The organism is Acetilactobacillus jinshanensis (genome assembly GCF_004359375.1).
GTDB classification, from domain to species: domain Bacteria; phylum Bacillota; class Bacilli; order Lactobacillales; family Lactobacillaceae; genus Acetilactobacillus; species Acetilactobacillus jinshanensis.
Genome location: NZ_CP034726.1, coordinates 511,586 through 529,794 on the forward strand (window position 1 = coordinate 511,586; position 18,209 = coordinate 529,794).

Below are 18,209 nucleotides of genomic sequence, written 5' to 3' on the forward strand. Positions count from 1 at the left end.
TTATAAAAATATAATAAAGGTGTGAAATAATGACTATTAATTCAAAGCTAACTGATTTTTATACGGTAATTGCTAATTCGGGTAAGCATGTCGGTACACCCATTTATGCAACCTATCCAAAACAGAGTGCTTCAGGTAAAGTAATTGCCACTCAACACCAATATCGTAATCAAATCGTCCATGTTACTAAGATGGTTAAATCTACTCATCAAACTTGGGCTAAAATTGATGGTAAGATTTCTGGCTGGATTAATTATGATGGTCTTGATCACGATGTTCGCTGGTTTAAAGGTGTCCCACTAATTTGCCAACGCCCGGAATTACCCACGGGATGTGAATTAGTTGCCGCCACCATGATGCTTCAATATGCAACTGGTAAAAAATTAGATAAGATGAAATTAGTTCGTGAAATGCCAAGGAGTACTAACCCTAATAGAGGTTTTGTCGGTAGCCCTTATAAGACCAGTGGTTGGTGTGTATATCCTGGTGGCTTGATGAGCGTTGTAAATCAATATACCCATGATAAAGCATGGAACATGACGGGATGCACAATTACTGATATTAAAAAGCAAATTGATCGTAATCATCCCGTTGTCATCTGGATGACTGACATCGATGGCTTTCCAACGCACGCCTTAACGGTTTATGGATACGATAAACATCACCTGTTTTTAAATGACCCGTGGGCAAACGCCCGAATTAAACGTTCATTATCGTTTATTCGTAAACGTCGAAGTAAAGATGGCATGCGAACGATTAGTTATCATTAACGAGATCCTAAACTATAGAAAGTTAGACCATGATTGGTTTGGACTTCGAGGTACTTGTGTTTAACGAGATAATGAATGGCGTTATTAAATTGATTTGCTTTTATATGGCCAAGACGATTTAATAGCGTTTTTTGATCTAAGTAATTGATACATGAATTATCTGAGCCATCGTGCATGATTTCATTAATTCGGTTTGCAATGGGATGAGCTTGTAAGTCACGGTTGTGATTAGTTAAATTAACGTATTCCATATTAGTAACCTTCTTTACATAAAAAATAAAGGACTTAATTTATAAATTAAGTCCTTTATTTTTATCTTTAAGTTATCTTCTGCTTAGACGAGCCCGAACGACGGCTTTACAACGGTTTAAATCCAAGATAATTTTGGTAACTGAAGTTTTACGATGATTCATCATTCCTTCGGCCTGGATTAGCATATGTTTTTCGTTAATGGCCGTTACTTCTAACTGCGGATGAACAATGTGATTATTCTTAAGGATCCGTTTGATGTGATCTAGCGAATCAGATTTATTAACGGCTCTAATCTGCATTTTAATACTGACGTTGTTAACTAGCCATTCAGCGATTGAGTCATCATGGAACATAAACTGAATCGTTACGATGATGATCGTTGCGGCAATCGCAATGATGTACATCCCGGCACCAACGGTCATACCAATAGCAGCAGTACCCCAGATACCGGCGGCGGTGGTTAAGCCACTGACTTTCGTATGGCCGGTTAAAATCATTCCGGCACCCAGGAATCCAACACCACTGATGATCTGCGCGGCAATACGTGATGGATCAAGGCTGATGTTATGCATAGCTAAGACATCATAAAAGCCGTACTTAGAAACTAGTGTTGTTAGCGCGGCACCGACAGCCACTACAATATGGGTTCTAATTCCGGCACTCTTGAATTGTCGAGAACGTTCATAACCAATTGCACCACCACATAGCAATGCGACTAGCAGACGGACAATCCATTCAATTTCAGTTGACGCTGAAATATTATCACTCCCCGTTCACTTTTACGTTTTATAAATTAATCATGCTTCGTAGGAAATAATGCCAAAACAATGGCACAGATGAAACAGATAAATTCAAGAAACGCACTGGTGTTTTCGATGATGATCCGTGGCCAAGTCTTACCAACCGATTCATGAACGATGGCTTGTAGAACCCACGGTGCGACATAAGTTAAGAAAATCCAGTAAACACTAATCCCGGCGTTGCGGTATCGACGAATCGTAATACTGATACACGGGATTAGAGCTACTAAACAGTAGGCCAGTAATAATACCAATCCAGTTAATTCAACGTGCGGTTCACCCTTTAGATGTCCCACTAATGCCCAGATTAGAAATACAAATCGAATTAACCAGTTCCACATAAATGGCCACCAGTATTCGGTTCGACTACTGTTACCTTTAAAATTAAAGTAATTTTTCCAGAATAATTGATATGCTTTAAATAAATTTACGTGTCTTGTACTCATTAGTAATTATCATCCTTTAACCTTTAACATCAATAACTTTAGATTAGATTATCCAAAATCAATTTTCAAATCAGTTCCTTAAAAAGCAGTCCATCGTGTGGTCGTTCACCATTCCGCTAGCTTCCATAAATGCATAAATGATGACGGGACCGGTAAATTTAAAACCGTCTCGTTTCATGGTTTTGCTGATTTTTTTTAGAAAGTGCGGTCTGGGTTGGGACTTCCGCATGATTTTGATAATGATTAATGACCGGTCGATTATTTACAAAACGCCATAAGTAATGATTTAAGTCAATGGATCGTTGATTTAATCGATTAACTACTTTGGCGTTATTAATAATTGCTTTTAACTTCATCTGGTTACGAATAATTTTGGGATTATTAAGTAATTTAGGTAACTCTGGAGTCATTTTCATAACTTTCTGATAGTCAAAATTATGAAAGGCAACTTCAAACGCCGGCCGTTTATGTAAAACGGTTCGCCAGCTCAAGCCCGCTTGCATGATTTCCAATGACAATAATTCAAATAGCTTTCGGTTGTCATGCAACGGATGTCCCCATTCATGATCGTGATAATGTCGCATCAATGGATCATTAACGTTTGCCCATGCACATCGGTTAAGTCTAGTTGACATCAAATCACTTCAAAATTTTGCCATGGTACATGTCCGAGTAGAACTTAATCTGCTGCGGAGTATTATTGCTACTGGTAAATTTAATGATCTGCTTCTGATCTTTTGGCGCAGCTAAGCCTTTAGCCTTTAACTGGTAACCAACGTAGCGAGCTAAGCCATCATATCCGGTGTAAATCGCGGGTTGATCATTAAATTCATGACTGATGATTGAGCGGATGTACGGGTAATGGGTACAGCCTAGAACGACCGAATCAATATGATATTTTTTAAGTGGGTCCAGTAACTTATGAACGAGTGCTTTAATCTGGGGTAAGTTCTTGGAGCCACCTTCGATTAAACCGGCTAAACCAGGACAAGGAACTGAGAAGATCCGGTGGGATGACTGATACTTATCTAACTGACGATTGTACTTTGGTAAACTCATTGTCAACGGCGTTGCCATTACGGCAATGTTCTGACCACCATTGTCAACAGCTTGCTTTAAAGCGGGTTCAATCCCAAAGATCGGTAAATTGGGATGCATTTTAACTAATTCACTCTTAGCTGAACTAGTTGCTGTATTACAGGCAATTACAAACGCCTTAATGTGATGATGCTTAGTTAAATCGTTAAAGACATTGTTGGTCAAGTGAACGACAGCTTGCTTGCTGCGTTCACCGTACGGTGCGTTCTTAGAGTCACCATAAAAGACAAAGTCTTCGTGAGGTAGCATCTTAGCTAATGTCTTAAGCGTACTAGTACCACCAACACCTGAATCCATAACACCGATTGGTTCTTGATTCTTATTCATATAATTACTTCCTTAGTAAAGTAAATTCGATAACTTAGAAATAACCATTATTTGGTTCAATTCCTTATTATAGTTAAATAACGAATGTAATTAAATGAAAAGAAAAGCCGTTTTATTAGTGAACGGCCGGTAAACATAATCAATTTAGTTGTTTAACAATTCTTTACTAAAACGTTCGCGATTTTTTCAAGAATCTTTTGATCCTGTGCGGTGAATGCATTTAGTTGGTTAGAATCAAGATCGAGAACACCGAGAACTTGATCAGCTTTCAATAACGGAACCACAATTTCAGATTGGCTAGCGCTATCACAAGCAATGTGACCAGGAAACTGGCTAACGTCCTTTACTAATTGTGGTTTTTTAGTCTGAGCAGCGGTTCCACAAACACCTTTTCCATTCGGAATGATGTTGCAAGCTAATTTGCCCTGGTATGGTCCTAATAAAAGATCGTTAGTCTTGGGACGGTACTTATAAAACCCTGCCCAGCTTACTTTATCGTTAGTTTGCATTAATAACGCCGCAACGTTAGCTAAATTAGTGACGACGTTGTCAACGCTGGTCGTTAATGCGTTGGCTTGAGAAATTAAAATTGAATCCATAATAATCACCTTTTAAAAAACGGTCGTTTTATTAATGGTGCCCTGAACGTCTGGAGTCGTTTTAAAAATCTTCCAGTCTACATCAACTAACTTTAGTTGGTGTAATGCGGCAAAATTAAAGTTTAATGATGGCTTGTTAAACATGAACTGTTTAACAACTGCTGCTTTAGAAACTTTAAAATGATCTTGGTCATCCATATGTTTAATTAAAAAGTTAAGCAAACCCAATGTATCCGAAGTCTGGGTCTTTTCCGTTAATTTAGCGTTCTGGTCGTCGTTAATGTTTTCATCAAAATTCGTTAAACTGTTGACGATTCGAGGTCGAATTTTGGGCTTCTTGGCCATTCGTTTTAATTGTTTTCTGCTAATTCTCATGGTGATTACCACTTTCTAAGGCTTTATTCTTGATTACCACTTCTGCGTAATGAATGATGCTTAAAGCCATGACGGCATATTCAGCAATCGCTTTCTTTAAATTCGGGTAACCGTGCGTTTTGAAATGCTGAACGATGGTTCCCCGTTTATTAATCGGCTTTAAATAGCTGAACATACTGTGAGGATTATTCATGTATCGAACTAGCCCGCCACTGTAAATTGGGATCACGTTAATTTTTTGAAGCTTGGTTTGTTTGAGCTGTAAATTATAGATGATTTTAACGGATTCAACAGCGACTTTTAGTAAATTACCGTCATCGTTAAAATGAATATCATTGTGATCATCAACAGTAAAGTGTAAATTGATGCTAAAGCCTAAAGCCTTAGTGTCGCTAACCTGAAGATGAGCAAAATTGACTAACGTAACGACGTAATGATATGCGTCTAGAGGTAATAACCTTACGTTCAATCCGTAAGGTTGTTTCTTCATGTCATCCGTTAAATTCTCGAGATTTAGCATTGTAGTCTCCTTTAAAGTAAAGTATCTTCTGTCCTTAATATCTTATGTTATAATTAATTTGTCAAATCGATGGAGGATTAGCTCAGTTGGTCCAGAGCACTTGCATCACACGCAAGGGGTCGTGGGTTCGAATCCCACATCCGCCATAACAGTTAGTAAAAAAGACTTATCATTTTTTATGATAAGTCTTTTTCTTATCTCGTTATTTTGATTAATGAATAAATCCGGTCATAACACCACCGAGAACAACTAACGCAACACCTGATAAGGTGTATGCAAGCGATTTACCACTCTTGTGCTCACGGAGAACCACTAACCCGATGAATGTCGCAACGACAGTTGTCATCTGAGATAACGTAAATCCAGTTGAGACACCGTTTAAGATCATTGAAATCAAGTACGATAACGTTCCAAAGCCAGAGTTAAATCCAGTTAAAACGTTAGTAAACGTTGCTTTACTCAAAACAGCATGGGAACGTGGGTAAAAGATTAAAGCGATCAATACAGCACTGATAATCATACCAACCGTTTGGCCAGGAAACGTTGACCAGCCCGAAGCATCTGGGATTCTTGGCAACGTGGAACAAGCAGTGTAACCAATTCCCGTTCCAATAATTAGTTCCAGAACATACTTGATGAACTTCTTTTTATTTTTAATGGATTGGTGTTTTTTACCGGTGCGGGTCGTTAGAAAGACTCCAAGGATAATTAGGACAATCGCAATTCCACCAATGGTCTTAGCGATTGCACTTTTCCAACTACCAAAGAATGCAACACCAATAAAATTAACGCCAAGTAGTTGAATTCCCGCGGTAATTGGGGATGTGGTGGCAACACCTAAATTAATGAATGCTCGGTATTGGGCTAATTGACCTAATGACCAGCCCACACCACCTAAGAAACTCCACCAGAAAATTGATGGTGTCATCAGCGGCTGTTTGATTAAATAGATCAAAATCCCAACGACTAAAGCACCATAAGTGGTTCCAACTAACTGTTGAATTGGTTTACCGCTACATATATGCGTCCATAGTGGTGTACAGCCCCAGAAGAACGCTGGTAACAACGCAATTAAAATATTCATTTGTCAATCACTCCTTGGTGTTTAATTGGGTTCGAATAGGTCCAATATTACACTGTTATGAAGTATATTACCTGATTAAGAAATAAATAAAATCTTAGTTATCAAGGTTATTAAAGCCCTGAATTAAGAGCTTTAAAAGAATTCTCTGGGATTGATTACTCATTCCTTTTAAGAGTTCAGTCCCCGTAATTAAGCCTTTCTTTCGGTAAGCTGATAAATAGGTTTTACCGGATTTGGTCAGTTTAATAATTTGGCAACGTCCATCACGTTTTGAGCGTTTCATTTCTAATAAACCCTTTTTAACCATTTTCTTAACGACTTCCTGAATGGTCTGATGAGCACAGCCCATGAAAATGGCTAGGTCCGTCATAGTACTGTTTGGGTACTTATTGGTGTAAAACAAAACGTCTGCTTGACGTGAAGTTAAACCAACTTTACGGAGATGTGAATTCCGGTTTCGGTTAATCGAATTCGCGATTTTTAAAAGTAATGAGATCAATTTATAACGATCTTTAATTCGTAACATTTTTAAAAGACCTTATGAGGAATGATTTCACAGTTGAAATTATCGTGTCCCGATGCTAATTGAGTAATATCAATATGAATTAAGCCAAGTCGATCTAATGACAGTAAGTCAAAGTTTAAGGAATTTTGGTTAGTTTTTAGAATTTTGATTAAATGACTCTGGCTTGTTGAAACACGCCAGTCGTAATTAGATTCATTAACTAATTCCTTTAACAAAGACAAAGCGTCATAACGATCACTCTTTAATGCTTTATATTGATGAGAACGGAGATTAGCGCCTAAATCGAAATGTTTGATATTCGCTTGAACTTTAGGGTTAATAGCGGGTTTATGAAGCATCTTTTTAACTGTTTTCTTGTTAGGTTTCATTAAAAAGCTCCTTTATAGCAAAAATAAGGCACCTCAAGAGGTGTCGTTTGCTTGCCTGTTACGCAATTTAATTATAACATATGTCATTTTAAGACGCTGACAAAAAATGCCGTTGCTTTTTAAGCAACGGTTGATGATCGTTATATTTTACTTCTATTCCATTTCTTCAATTGATTTGGTTGCCTCGTCTTTGGCCATAGTCACGCTTAAAGTTATTTGAAATGTGCTTAATATTTTCACAGACTTCTTTTGGTAAATAAAAGATCGCGTTTATTAAATATCGGGTTGTCCGATTATAATCGGAAGCATTTAATTTTAAAACTACAATAATAAGAACTAACCAGAAAACTACAGAGAACATTATTCAAGACCTCCCGAAAGTTTGGCCACCATTTTAGCTAATAATTTATCTTCGGTATTAACCTGTTGCGTTAAATAATTAATTAAACTCGTTTTCATCATTAATTGCTTTTTTAAACTATCGTTTTCTCGCATAACATCGATTAAGTTAATTCGTTTCATAAGGCAAGACCCTTTCATGATAATGCTACGTTTAAGTTTGTTAACGTAGTAATCTTCAAGGACGTGAATCCGTCCCTGGTATTAATGTAGAGATACGTGAACTAGCTAGTCATTGCTTTGAATATTCAATTTGCCTATCTCAATTAGCAATTTTTATATTAGTCCCTCGTTAACAAAAATGCAACGATAAATTAACACCTTTTGATATTTTGTTAACGGTGCTATAATAGCGGTAGTTAATGAGAAGGAATTGATATTTTGGTAAACGTAAACGAAACGAATTTAGCAAAGTACGTTCATGACGCGATTTTTAACAGTCATTTATCGTTACGAAAAGCAGCTAAAAAAGTCGGTGTATCAGCCGCCTATTTATCTAAATTAATAAATCATAAAGCAAATTCAAACCCTAAACCGTCAACTTTAAAGAAAATGGCCGACGGCTTAAAGATTAGTTACACTAACATGTGTAAAATTTTAGGTTACGATACTCGGAAACAGCGGGTTATCGATCTCAAGCAAGCAATTGATAATGATGATTACCTCACTTTTGGTGGTCGACCAATTAGTAAGGAAGAAAAGATTTTTGTTAAACGGATGCTAGATGGTGGCAACGATGATAATTGATGATGTGATCAATGACCTGGTGGCATTTGCTAAAAGGCATCATATCATAATTAAATTTTTAAAGATGCCAAGTGGAATGCGATCACTGGCATTTATTAAACAAAAATTTATTATTATTAACACGAACTGTCCTGAATCACAGTTACCCTTTAAAATTGCTCATGAATTAGGCCACGTTCTTTTAGAATCGGATGACCGAATCTTTCATTCTAAATCGATGGATAACCGCTTTTCTTCTGAAGGCACCGCTAACGACGTCGCCTTACACCTATTGATTAAATTTTATTTAGATGAATGCGAAGAGTATAATCTGAATAGTGTTCAGCCCATTATGGAGCAATTACACATTGCTCCTAAATTTTTGGCAAAGGTTCAACGGATCACCAAGGAATGCTTAACGCATTAAAATCTTGAATTAGATAAGGAATCGATAATGATTAAGCCGTATATTCATAAAGTTCAATATTACGAAACCGATAAGATGGGAATTACTAATAACACCAATTACGTTCGTTTTATGGAAGAAGCTCGGAATGATTATTTAGCTCAGATTAACTTCCCCTATTCAAAATTTGAAGATAACGGTATTATTTCACCCGTCGTTAAAATTAGCTGTGAGTACCGTAAGACGACCACTTATCCTGATCTCATCAAAATTCGGGTTCGAATTCTTAAAGTCAATCGATTTAAACTTATCGTTGGCTATGTAATGACGGTTAAAGGGCAGATCGTTTGCAGAGCTAAAAGTTCCCATTGCTTTATGACTAACGGTCGAATCATTAACATGGAAAAGCAGCTTCCTGACTTCTATCGTCAGTTAAAGGCTGAAGAAAAACGTGGTCAGCAGAATAATTAGCTTTATAATTAGTGGGTTTGTCTTTTTGTTAGGGATTCAAATGTATCGAAAACGACCTAGAATAAGGCAATCCGTTAATTTGATCTATGATTATTGCGTAGCTATATTACATCGTTTCGTAAATCGATAAGGAAGGTTAAATAGATGTTTGATAAAGCAACGTTACAAAAATTGCAAGCCGGCTTTCAAAAAGGCAAGTTACGAGGATTAATTAATACTGATCCAAGTCGATTAGCCCTTACTTTTGATGGCGCGACTCGACTTGGCGGGATGAAGATTAATACCGTCCGCATTCGTTTAGACGGTAAGCCAATCTTTTCTGCAGGGTTTGGAATTCCACCTCACAAAACATCTTATATTATGTTTACCATTGCGCCTAATCCTCATCACTACACCCTTGCTCACATCAATGAAGATTTAAAGCCCCTTAAAATTCAAGCTAGTTTGACCGGTGGTTCGTTACTTTTAATCTCGTTAGTTCGTGAAAAATCCTTCTTTGATTGTATCGGGAATATCCTTAAGGCAACCAAGATGTTAATTCGATAATTATTAAATTAAATTATTAAAAAATCGGTACGTAAAATTATTTTATGTACCGATTTTGTTTTACTTGTCATGCTTGTGCTTTTTAAATACGTTCGGAATCCCTTTTCTTAACGGGGTGTTATTAATCGTTGTTCGTTGTCGTGAGCCAAAGATTCGGCTCTGAATTTCTGAATTCCAAGGCTTCGAATTTAACTTCTGCTGGTTCATCCAACGTTGCGCTTTATCAATTGACGTTAGATGATGTCGTTTCCACTTCATTACTAAACGGTTTAAGTATGGCAATGATTCTCGATAACTGTGACAATGTTGCTTTGAGTACTGAATTCCGTACATCACCATTGCGGTATTAAGATATGATGCTAATTTAACTAAGGCCCTAGTGACTTGCGCGTCTTCACGATGCCAGATGATTAGCCACTGATTCTGAAGTGTTTTGTGGGTTATTTGATCGTCATGAGCTTTAATGATTTGCCCTACTTTGGGATTAGTTAATTCATGATGACTCTTACCTAATTCGTTTATAATTAATAATTTATTATTAATTACTAGATAATGATCATCACTTAATTCTTTAAGGCCCGTTTTAAATTTACTCAAACCATCTTTTGAATGTGTAGATAATTCAATTAAATCAATATGGGTATGATTACCTAATTGAATTAAGTATGCGTAAATGCCCTTTGCTCGCCAGCTTAACCGACGATCATTAAGAACGTGTTGTAGATTAACCTGGGCTTGGCCCTGGCTAATTAATTCCATAGTTAACACTCCGTTAATCGTTATTCATTTTGATTTTACTTGATTTATCGGTAACAAGCCAATCATTGTTTATTTTATTTAGATATCGGTTAGAATAATAACTGAAGAAACGTTGAAAGCGCTTTATCTATCAGAATCGAGGTTCTTTATATGCCAGCCATTCCAAAGACAATGAAAGCATGGGAAGTTGTAAAGCAAGGCTCAGTTAATAAGAAGCCATTCCCGTTAAAATACGTTACTAAACCAGTTCCACAACCGAAACCCGGTGAAACCTTAGTTAAAGTATTGGCTTGTGGTGTTTGCCACACCGATCTTCACGTAACCGAAGGTGATCTTCCGGTTCATAAGAAGCTATTAACACCAGGTCATGAAATCGTGGGCATCGTCGTTAAAAACGGGAAAAACGCTCACCGATTCAAGATTGGTGACCGGATTGGAATTCCGTGGCTTCGTTGGACCTGCGGCGTCTGCGAATACTGCCGTTCAGGTCACGAAAATCTGTGTCCAAACTCTAAGTACACTGGTTGGGATCATGATGGTGGTTACGCTCAATATGCTACCGTCCCTGAAGGATATGCCTACCACATCCCGAAACGCTTTAAATCCGTTGAAGCAGCACCGTTATTATGTGCCGGGATTATCGGTTACCGAGCTTATGAACGAGCTAATGTCCCCGCCGGTGGTAAATTAGGTCTCTACGGCTTTGGTGGATCTGCCCATATTACTGCCCAAATTGCCTTAGCTCAAGGGATTCAAGTCCACGTCTTTACTCGTGGTGGTGATGCTGGCCGATACGCTAAGAAATTAGGTTGCAGCTCAGTAAACAATACCTATGACGTATCACCAGTTCCATTGGATTCATCAATCATTTACGCACCCGTTGGTGATTGTGTACCGAACGCTTTAAAGAGTCTTCGTTCTGGTGGAACTCTAGCATTGGCCGGAATTCATATGACCGACATCCCTCAGATGAGTTATGAAGACCATATCTTCCACGAAAAGACGTTAACTAGTGTTGAAAGTAACACCCGTCACGATGGTGAAACGTTCTTGACCTTAGCTGATCGTTTAGGAATTCAGCCACATGTTACCACTTATCCACTGGACAAAGCTGATCAGGCTTTGAAGCGAGTATCTAAAGGTGACCTTAAAGGTGCCTGCGTTTTAAAAGTCGCAGATAAGTAAAATTAATTATCAATTAATAAACTAAAAATCTCACAATTATTCATTTGAAAATGATTGTGAGATTTTTTATCTGTCTTAGTTATTATCTAATGCAATAATTTTTCAAACTGATTTTCATTAATGATCTTAACGTGTTTAGCAACCGCAGCCCGATACTTTCTAGAATTACTCTTATGGTTAGTAATCAAATAAGCAGTCTTACCATTGACGTCACTCTGCATCTTGCCACCGTTTTGTTTAATTAACGTGGTGAAGTGCTTACGTGGTTTGCTTAATGTACCGGTAATTACGAACTTCATTCCAGCTAATTTCTGAGCTGACTTTGGCTTTGCCTTAGCTGAGGAAGATTTTTGATCGTCAATCATATCCAGATATGGCGTTAAGTTTTGCAGCTGTTTAATCATATCAGGTGAGAACAAATCATCAATTACGGGAACTGATGATTGACCAAAGCCCTTTAGCTGTGGGATCTCAACGATTAATTTATGGTGCATAGCTTGTAAACGCTTTGGATCACTCAAAATGGGTTTAAAATTCTTAATCCGTTTAGCGATTGGCTTTAGTAAAGCTAAACCTGCGTTATTTAATGGTAACCCCATTAGAACTCGAGCTAATGGACGAGACTGGGCTTTGCGTAATTCGTCTTGTAATGTATCCCATCGTTTAGTGCCAAAGCCTTTGATGCTCATAAATTTCTTCTTATCAATTCGCCAGAGACTGCTGAAATCATGCGGGTCAATCAGATGTTCATCAATTAACTTAGCGATGATCTTATACGATAAGCCCATGATATTTAAGCACGGCTTTGAAACAAACCGTTTCCAGCGGTGAATCATCACGGTCTTGGAATGCTTGTTAATGGGTAGATATAGATAAGCACCTTTTCGAATGGCTCCTTTAGGGATCGTCTTAGAAATGGGAACTTCTTTGCCGGTTCGGAAGGCTTTGATTGGTTTAATCATCTTAGGAATGACATCGTTCATCCGTCGAACCGTAACGTGATCATATAGCATGATCCCACGGCGTTTGATATCAGGCATTGATGCTAACGAAGCTTTACTGATTTCGGAACCGAGGATATGAACGGGGTGCTTTAAAATCCCAACCGGCGTTAATTTGCCATTAGCACTTTCCTGCCAGCGAACCTTTTGTAAAATGCCGATTGCTGACTTTGGTGGGAATTTCCAGCTGACACTATAACGTGGACCGTGCGGATTAAAACCGATTTTACTTAAATTAACTGTATAGTTTGGCTTGATGACCATCCCGTCGATTGGATGACCAACGGCCTTTCGCTTCCAATTTGGAAACGTGAACATGAAACGAATAATCTGACGATGACCCTCAGGAGTATTCGGGAATTGATGAACGTCTTTGATAATGTAGAAGCCCAGAGACTTTAAAAACTTTAACTGTTCCAATTCAGTTGGGTATTTATCGGTCCATTCATCACGGTTGATCAAGGTGTATACCGATAAGAAGATCCCACGCTTACCGGCAACCCGTGGATCCTTATTCATGATTGATCCGGAAGCAAGGTTACGTGAGTTAGCCCATTCATGATGCTTGTTGATGCGGTTAAAATCTTTATCATCAATTAAAGCTTCACCACGAACGACTAAATGACGTTTACCGATTCTTTGCCGAATCTTAGCGATATCCATCCGATTAAAATGATATAGTTCGTTAGTAATATCTTCACCAACGTGGCCTCCACCACGGGTTAAGGCCACGAACGGCTTCTTCATTCGTGGATCGTTAAAGTACAGGACAATTGACAAACCGTCTTCTTTTCGTTGAACTAAGAACGAATCAGTGTACCAGAGGTCGCCCTTCTTACGGTTCCACTTATCCAGAAACTTAGCAACGGCATCTTTGGTTCGAGTCTTATCTAACGACCCAATAAAGTATGGATGATGAACGTGTTTAAACGTGTTATCCGTATTATATGGGATGGTTGAAAAGTAATGATTAATGGCCTTATCATCAGGGAATTCTTGCTTGTATTGTTTTAATTCGAAGTACATGTTATCAAACTGACCATCGGACATGATCGGCTTACTATTGTAGTACGCTACGTCAGCTTGATGTAAGTGCTTGATTAACGTCTGAATTGCTTGTTTAGTTTTGGGAGTCATTGTTTTGCTCATCGTATCCCTCTTCCGAACTTGATCTAACTAAGTCTATTTTAACAGAAATTAAGTTAGTTATTACCACTGTAAAATCCAAAGGACTTGACCCAAAATATCAACAGGCTTAAGAAAATTCGAATAATTAACATTAAAAATGATGGGACTAATTGATTGTGATTATGTTAAGAAGTGATGACGATGCTCATCCGTGAAATAATTGCAATTTTATTTATGACCATAACCTGGTTGATCGGAATTAGTGTTCTCCTCAAATCATATTTTCATCAATATCACAAGAGAAAGACTGGCTAAATACTAGCCTTTTTATTTTGGCCAAACAAAAAAGAGTCCGTTATTCTATAACGAACTCTCTTTAAATTATTTTAAATTTATAATTACTTAGTTACTTTAGCTAACCAGTAATGCTTCTTACCTTTACGAACGACAACGAATTTCCCATGAAAAGCACTAGCTGGATCAACAGTAGCGCTCATGTCCTGAACTTTATCACCGTTGATATGAACGGCACCACTCTTAACATCCTGACGAGCCTGACGCTTAGATGGCTCAATCTTAGCGTCGACTAACCAGTCAATGATACCTTCTGGTTTGGATGAAATGTCAACACTTGGCATTCCATGGAAAGCCATTTGAGCTTCTTCATCGGTCAAACTCTTGATGTTGCCATGGAAGAAAGCATCGGTGATCTTCTGAGCCTGCTTCAAGCCCTTTTCACCGTGAACGAATTTAGTGACTTCTTCAGCTAACTTACGCTGAGCAACCCGTTTCCAAGGCGTCTTCTTGGTGATCTTTGCTAACTTAGTGATTTCATCATGGCTTAAGAACGTGAAGTACTTCAAGTACTTGATGACGTCAGCATCAGCCGTGTTGAACCAGAACTGGTAGAATTCGTAAGGACTGGTCTTCTTTGGGTCTAACCAGACGGCACCACCAGCGGTTTTACCGAACTTAGTACCATCAGACTTTAACATTAACGGGATGGTTAAGCCGTATGCCTGAGCCTTTGGTCCTTCGATCTTACGGATTAATTTAATTCCGTCAGTAATGTTACCCCATTGATCGGAACCGCCAACTTCTAGGTGAACGTCATGAGTCTTATATAAATGTAAGAAATCGATTGACTGTAAGATCTGGTAAGTGAATTCAGTGAATGAAATTCCGGCAGCTAAACGACTCTTGATGATTTCCTTATGGATCATGTCGTTGACGTTGAATAACTTACCGAACTTACGAAGGAAAGTTTCTAAGTTTAACTTGGATAACCAGTCGTAGTTGTTAACGATGGTAACGCCACCGTCTTTATCGAATAACTGCTTAGCCTGTTTAGTTAAGCACTTTTCATTGTGCTTAACCTGGGCCTGAGTCTGTAAGGTTCGTTCAGCTTTTTTGCCACTTGGATCACCAATCGCACCGGTCATTCCACCGATTAAAATTACCGGATGGAAACCAGCTTTCTGGAAACGCTTCAGGATCATAAACGGAATTAAATGACCAACGTGCATACTGTCACCAGTTGGATCGATTCCAGCGTAAACGCTGATCTTATGATGAGCTAATAATTTCTTTAGGCCTTTTTCATCAGTTTCTTGATTAATGGCGCCACGCCATTTTAAATCATCAATAATATCCATAATCATTTCTCCTTATTTAATTCAGTTCATTATTTATTCTGATTCGGCTTAGCATGTTTAATCCCAATCCCGGTTACTCCACTTAAGATGGAGAAGATTGGTGATAACAGACTAAAGAAGACGAATGGCATGTAGTCTAATACAGGTACGTTCAAGGCGTTGGCAACGAATGCTCCGGCAACGCCCCATGGTACTAAGTAGTTAATTACGGTACCACCATCTTCTAGAGCACGACTTAAGGCAACTGGTGCTAAGCCAGCTTTCTTGAACGGTTCGTTAAATGCGGCTGCTGGTAAGATGACGGATGAGTACTGTTCACCGATAAAGACGTTAACACCGATACAGGATAGAATAACGGCAGTAATTAAAGCACCGGTACTGTGTAAGTGACTAACTAACGGAGTCATAACGGCCTTGATAATACCTAGGTGCATTAATAATCCACCTAAGGCCAAAGCAATGATGACTAACGAAGCGGTGCTCATCATGTTCATGATGCCACCACGGCTAAGTAATGAATCAACAGCTTTGTGACCGGTCGTGGATTTGAAACCGTTGATAATGATGTTGTTGATGTTAGCTAACTTGAAACCGGGATGTTTAATAAAGATCATAATGCTCGAAACGGTAACGTTAATAAATAACGTCGAAACGGTTGGAATTCTTACCCAGGCACAGATGAACAGTAAAGCGATCGGTACGATTGCCCACCAGGTAACGTTGAAATTCTGTTCTAAGATGGCGATCGTTGTTCGAACACTGTGTAAACTAGCGTTGGTGTTACCGCCACCGATGAAGCAGAAGATAATGAACGTACAAATCAATGATGTGATCAATTAAATCAGCACCAACGACGGCAGCTGATAAGTTATCGGTTGCTGATAACGGTGAAGACTTATCACCAAAAATGGCACCACATAATACGGCACCGGCAACCATGGCTGGATCGATGTGCATCGTTAAGCCCATCCCCATGAAGGCAACACCTAAGGTTGAAATTACGGTAAAGGCACTACCAATGGCAGAACCAACGATTGCGGTAACGATGAAGACCGATGGTAAGAACCAACGAATGCTGATCAAATGGAACCCAAAGACCATCAAACTTGGGATCACACCGGCAGCGATCCAAGTCCCGATTAAAGAGCCAATCAGAATGAAGATCAGTAATGGGACAATCCCGTTCTTAATCCCAATAATGAAACCTTCGTCGATGTCATCCCAGCTGAAGCCGCGAAGCTTCGTCCATAAAATGATCATCATGATTCCGGCCATAATCGGTACTTCTGGTGGTAATTTAAAGCCAATTACACTAACACCGATAATAACTAGAACCATTAACAGAATTAATAAACCTTCACCAAAGTGAATTTGCGGTTTTGAATTTTCTTTATCCATAATAATTAATACCTCGCTTATCGAAAATTGAACGTTAAATCATTGAATTCATTAATTAACGTTTTGATAACGAGGATTTCCGCCACAGTGGCGGTTTAATATTTTACTTTCATTCCAAAGCACCTCTTTTAAGATAACAAAAAATCGCCTCAATTATTCTTTCAAATAATTGGGACGATCAGTTATTAATAACCGCGGTACCACCCAGATTAGCAGGTAACTACTCACTCAAATAGATGATAACGGTTCTATGATTTCCGAACATCAACACTCACCGTATTTTGAGCAGCGACCCTGCCCGGTTCACAGCAAACCACCGGTTCTCTGACGTTCAAGCCGCTTCTCTACTAGAAATGAATTTCACGATTACTTATGAATTTTGTTTGACACTTAGTAATGTACCACCGATCTTAATGATTGGCAAGTGAACAGAAATTAATTTTAAATAATATTCAAGATTGTTTCTAAATATTACTACTATTTCTTACTAGTGCCCGTCATTAAACGTTTAACGATATTATTCTCTTTGGGCTCGCAATAGAAGTAACCAAATAGATTATCTTCCATTCCGCTGATTAAGCCTTCAACGCCGTAGCCGGTCTTTCTTAATAGTTTCTTGAAGTCTTTATGAAGCTTAGATCCGAACGGGATGTAACGAATTACCTTACCATCTAAAGTTCCGATAATGGCGTCTTCCGTTTCCTTTAAAGAAGCTTGCTTATTATAGTACTTGTTAGCTAACTGATGAGTCGTGTTTAGTAACCGGTTGTAGCTCATGATTCGCACTAAAGCGGCACTCATTTCTTGAATATCCTGCGGATCATATATCTGGGCGTCGCCGACTTCCTGGTCAATCCCGAAGCAGTAATCACTAAGGAAACAATCAATCACGATCTTGGTAACATCACACGGATGATCAATCATGTGATGTTCAGAATTTAGGATAATTTCATCAACGGTCGGTGTTTTCTTTTTAGAACTAAGGTTTAATGACAATTGTTTAGACATCAAATTCCCTTTCTATCGATGACATTCGATGGTTTCATCTAAACTAATTTTAGATCATTTGACTTATTTATGCTTGGCAGGAGTGGAAAAGTCCTTCGGTCCAGAGGATCTTGTAGATTTTTCGACCCTTCGCCATGGCTTCGTCCTTAAACAGAGCTCGCCCATAGTCCTGATGACTAACGATGTATTCCACTAACCGTGGGAATCTGACCCCAGGATATCTTTTCATCAATGCTGGTGTATTATTTAATTTATAATCTAGATAACGCATGTATTTAACGTCTTTTAAGTTAAAATGCTGTCTATCGATATCAAATTTTTCCATGTTTCAACCCACTTTCGATATTTTATTTCCATTATAT

23 protein-coding genes, 1 tRNA gene and 2 pseudogenes are annotated in these 18,209 nt (G+C 38.4%); 7 read left to right on the forward strand and 19 right to left on the reverse strand.

Going from position 1 to position 18,209, the window contains the following annotated elements:
- Positions 1–29 precede the first annotated feature (29 nt).
- Positions 30–770: a C39 family peptidase gene (locus tag ELX58_RS02555; protein WP_133441606.1), complete on the forward strand. Its 741-nt coding sequence runs from the start codon at positions 30–32 to the stop codon at positions 768–770.
- On the opposite strand, the gene ELX58_RS02560 is transcribed toward ELX58_RS02555, so the two are convergent.
- The 8 genes and pseudogenes from ELX58_RS02560 to ELX58_RS02595 form a co-directional block, all read right to left on the reverse strand.
- The gene (locus ELX58_RS02560; RefSeq protein WP_133441607.1) at positions 767–1,021 is read right to left on the reverse strand and encodes a hypothetical protein; all 255 of its coding nucleotides are present in this window, start codon (positions 1,019–1,021) and stop codon (positions 767–769) included. The two genes, ELX58_RS02555 and ELX58_RS02560, sit on opposite strands and share 4 nt — an antisense overlap.
- A gap of 72 nt (positions 1,022–1,093) precedes the next feature.
- Entirely contained in the window at positions 1,094–1,732 is a 639-nt protein-coding gene (locus ELX58_RS02565) for an MgtC/SapB family protein (protein WP_236747697.1), read from the reverse strand.
- An 83-nt stretch (positions 1,733–1,815) separates the two neighbouring features.
- Positions 1,816–2,268: a DUF805 domain-containing protein gene (locus tag ELX58_RS02570; RefSeq protein WP_133441609.1), complete on the reverse strand. Its 453-nt coding sequence runs from the start codon at positions 2,266–2,268 to the stop codon at positions 1,816–1,818.
- A gap of 70 nt (positions 2,269–2,338) precedes the next feature.
- Positions 2,339–2,903: pseudogene (locus ELX58_RS02575) on the reverse strand (DNA-3-methyladenine glycosylase I).
- A gap of 4 nt (positions 2,904–2,907) precedes the next feature.
- The gene (gene murI, locus ELX58_RS02580) at positions 2,908–3,693 is read right to left on the reverse strand and encodes a glutamate racemase (RefSeq protein ID WP_133441610.1); all 786 of its coding nucleotides are present in this window, start codon (positions 3,691–3,693) and stop codon (positions 2,908–2,910) included.
- Between the two features lie 152 nt (positions 3,694–3,845).
- Complete coding sequence (locus ELX58_RS02585) at positions 3,846–4,292, reverse strand: GAF domain-containing protein (protein ID WP_133441611.1); 447 nt, start codon at positions 4,290–4,292, stop codon at positions 3,846–3,848.
- 12 nt (positions 4,293–4,304) lie between these two features.
- Positions 4,305–4,667 carry a hypothetical protein gene (locus ELX58_RS02590; RefSeq protein ID WP_133441612.1) on the reverse strand — a complete coding sequence of 121 codons (363 nt, stop codon included), beginning with the start codon at positions 4,665–4,667 and terminating at the stop codon, positions 4,305–4,307.
- Entirely contained in the window at positions 4,657–5,187 is a 531-nt protein-coding gene (locus ELX58_RS02595; RefSeq protein WP_133441613.1) for a hypothetical protein, read from the reverse strand. The genes ELX58_RS02590 and ELX58_RS02595 overlap by 11 nt, the downstream gene beginning before the upstream one ends.
- 71 nt (positions 5,188–5,258) lie before the next feature.
- On the opposite strand from ELX58_RS02595, the gene ELX58_RS02600 reads away from it, so the two are divergent.
- A tRNA-Val gene (locus ELX58_RS02600) sits at positions 5,259–5,333 on the forward strand.
- 65 nt (positions 5,334–5,398) lie between these two features.
- Here ELX58_RS02600 and ELX58_RS02605 read toward each other — a convergent pair.
- The 5 genes from ELX58_RS02605 to ELX58_RS07820 form a co-directional block, all read right to left on the reverse strand.
- Positions 5,399–6,271, reverse strand: a complete 873-nt coding sequence (locus tag ELX58_RS02605) for a GRP family sugar transporter (protein ID WP_133441614.1) — start codon at positions 6,269–6,271, stop codon at positions 5,399–5,401.
- A 94-nt stretch (positions 6,272–6,365) separates the two neighbouring features.
- Positions 6,366–6,797 carry a MarR family winged helix-turn-helix transcriptional regulator gene (locus ELX58_RS02610; RefSeq protein ID WP_133441615.1) on the reverse strand — a complete coding sequence of 144 codons (432 nt, stop codon included), beginning with the start codon at positions 6,795–6,797 and terminating at the stop codon, positions 6,366–6,368.
- Positions 6,798–6,799: 2 nt separating this feature from the next.
- Positions 6,800–7,165 carry a hypothetical protein gene (locus ELX58_RS02615; RefSeq protein ID WP_133441616.1) on the reverse strand — a complete coding sequence of 122 codons (366 nt, stop codon included), beginning with the start codon at positions 7,163–7,165 and terminating at the stop codon, positions 6,800–6,802.
- A 166-nt stretch (positions 7,166–7,331) separates the two neighbouring features.
- Positions 7,332–7,526, reverse strand: coding sequence for a hypothetical protein (locus ELX58_RS02620; protein ID WP_133441617.1), 195 nt, complete (start codon positions 7,524–7,526; stop codon positions 7,332–7,334).
- The gene (locus tag ELX58_RS07820; protein WP_162614602.1) at positions 7,526–7,687 is read right to left on the reverse strand and encodes a hypothetical protein; all 162 of its coding nucleotides are present in this window, start codon (positions 7,685–7,687) and stop codon (positions 7,526–7,528) included. The genes ELX58_RS02620 and ELX58_RS07820 overlap by 1 nt, the downstream gene beginning before the upstream one ends.
- A gap of 258 nt (positions 7,688–7,945) precedes the next feature.
- Here ELX58_RS07820 and ELX58_RS02625 point away from each other — a divergent pair, with 258 nt between their 5' ends.
- From ELX58_RS02625 to ELX58_RS02640, 4 genes are all read left to right on the forward strand, one after another.
- On the forward strand, positions 7,946–8,311 hold the full coding sequence (locus ELX58_RS02625; protein WP_162614603.1) for a helix-turn-helix domain-containing protein: 366 nt from the start codon (positions 7,946–7,948) through the stop codon (positions 8,309–8,311).
- Positions 8,301–8,717: an ImmA/IrrE family metallo-endopeptidase gene (locus ELX58_RS02630; protein WP_162614604.1), complete on the forward strand. Its 417-nt coding sequence runs from the start codon at positions 8,301–8,303 to the stop codon at positions 8,715–8,717. Before ELX58_RS02625 ends, ELX58_RS02630 begins: the two co-directional genes overlap by 11 nt.
- Before the next feature lie 27 nt (positions 8,718–8,744).
- Complete coding sequence (locus tag ELX58_RS02635; protein ID WP_236747698.1) at positions 8,745–9,167, forward strand: acyl-CoA thioesterase; 423 nt, start codon at positions 8,745–8,747, stop codon at positions 9,165–9,167.
- 144 nt (positions 9,168–9,311) lie between these two features.
- Complete coding sequence (locus ELX58_RS02640) at positions 9,312–9,713, forward strand: hypothetical protein (RefSeq protein ID WP_133441620.1); 402 nt, start codon at positions 9,312–9,314, stop codon at positions 9,711–9,713.
- A gap of 60 nt (positions 9,714–9,773) precedes the next feature.
- Here ELX58_RS02640 and ELX58_RS02645 read toward each other — a convergent pair whose 3' ends face one another.
- On the reverse strand, positions 9,774–10,472 hold the full coding sequence (locus tag ELX58_RS02645) for a hypothetical protein (protein WP_133441621.1): 699 nt from the start codon (positions 10,470–10,472) through the stop codon (positions 9,774–9,776).
- Positions 10,473–10,622: 150 nt separating this feature from the next.
- Between ELX58_RS02645 and ELX58_RS02650 the strand changes: the two genes are divergently transcribed.
- On the forward strand, positions 10,623–11,657 hold the full coding sequence (locus tag ELX58_RS02650; protein ID WP_133441622.1) for a zinc-dependent alcohol dehydrogenase family protein: 1,035 nt from the start codon (positions 10,623–10,625) through the stop codon (positions 11,655–11,657).
- Positions 11,658–11,743: 86 nt separating this feature from the next.
- Here the strand turns inward: ELX58_RS02650 and ELX58_RS02655 are convergent, their stop codons facing one another.
- From ELX58_RS02655 to ELX58_RS02675, 5 genes and pseudogenes are all read right to left on the reverse strand, one after another.
- Positions 11,744–13,807 carry a BRCT domain-containing protein gene (locus ELX58_RS02655; RefSeq protein WP_133441623.1) on the reverse strand — a complete coding sequence of 688 codons (2,064 nt, stop codon included), beginning with the start codon at positions 13,805–13,807 and terminating at the stop codon, positions 11,744–11,746.
- Positions 13,808–14,184: 377 nt separating this feature from the next.
- Positions 14,185–15,441: a tyrosine--tRNA ligase gene (tyrS, locus tag ELX58_RS02660; protein WP_133441624.1), complete on the reverse strand. Its 1,257-nt coding sequence runs from the start codon at positions 15,439–15,441 to the stop codon at positions 14,185–14,187.
- Positions 15,442–15,470: 29 nt separating this feature from the next.
- A pseudogene (locus ELX58_RS02665) lies at positions 15,471–16,839 on the reverse strand (Na+/H+ antiporter NhaC family protein).
- A gap of 477 nt (positions 16,840–17,316) precedes the next feature.
- Positions 17,317–17,847, reverse strand: coding sequence for a hypothetical protein (locus tag ELX58_RS02670; RefSeq protein ID WP_133441625.1), 531 nt, complete (start codon positions 17,845–17,847; stop codon positions 17,317–17,319).
- 67 nt (positions 17,848–17,914) lie between these two features.
- Complete coding sequence (locus ELX58_RS02675) at positions 17,915–18,172, reverse strand: hypothetical protein (RefSeq protein ID WP_133441626.1); 258 nt, start codon at positions 18,170–18,172, stop codon at positions 17,915–17,917.
- Positions 18,173–18,209: the final 37 nt, after the last annotated feature.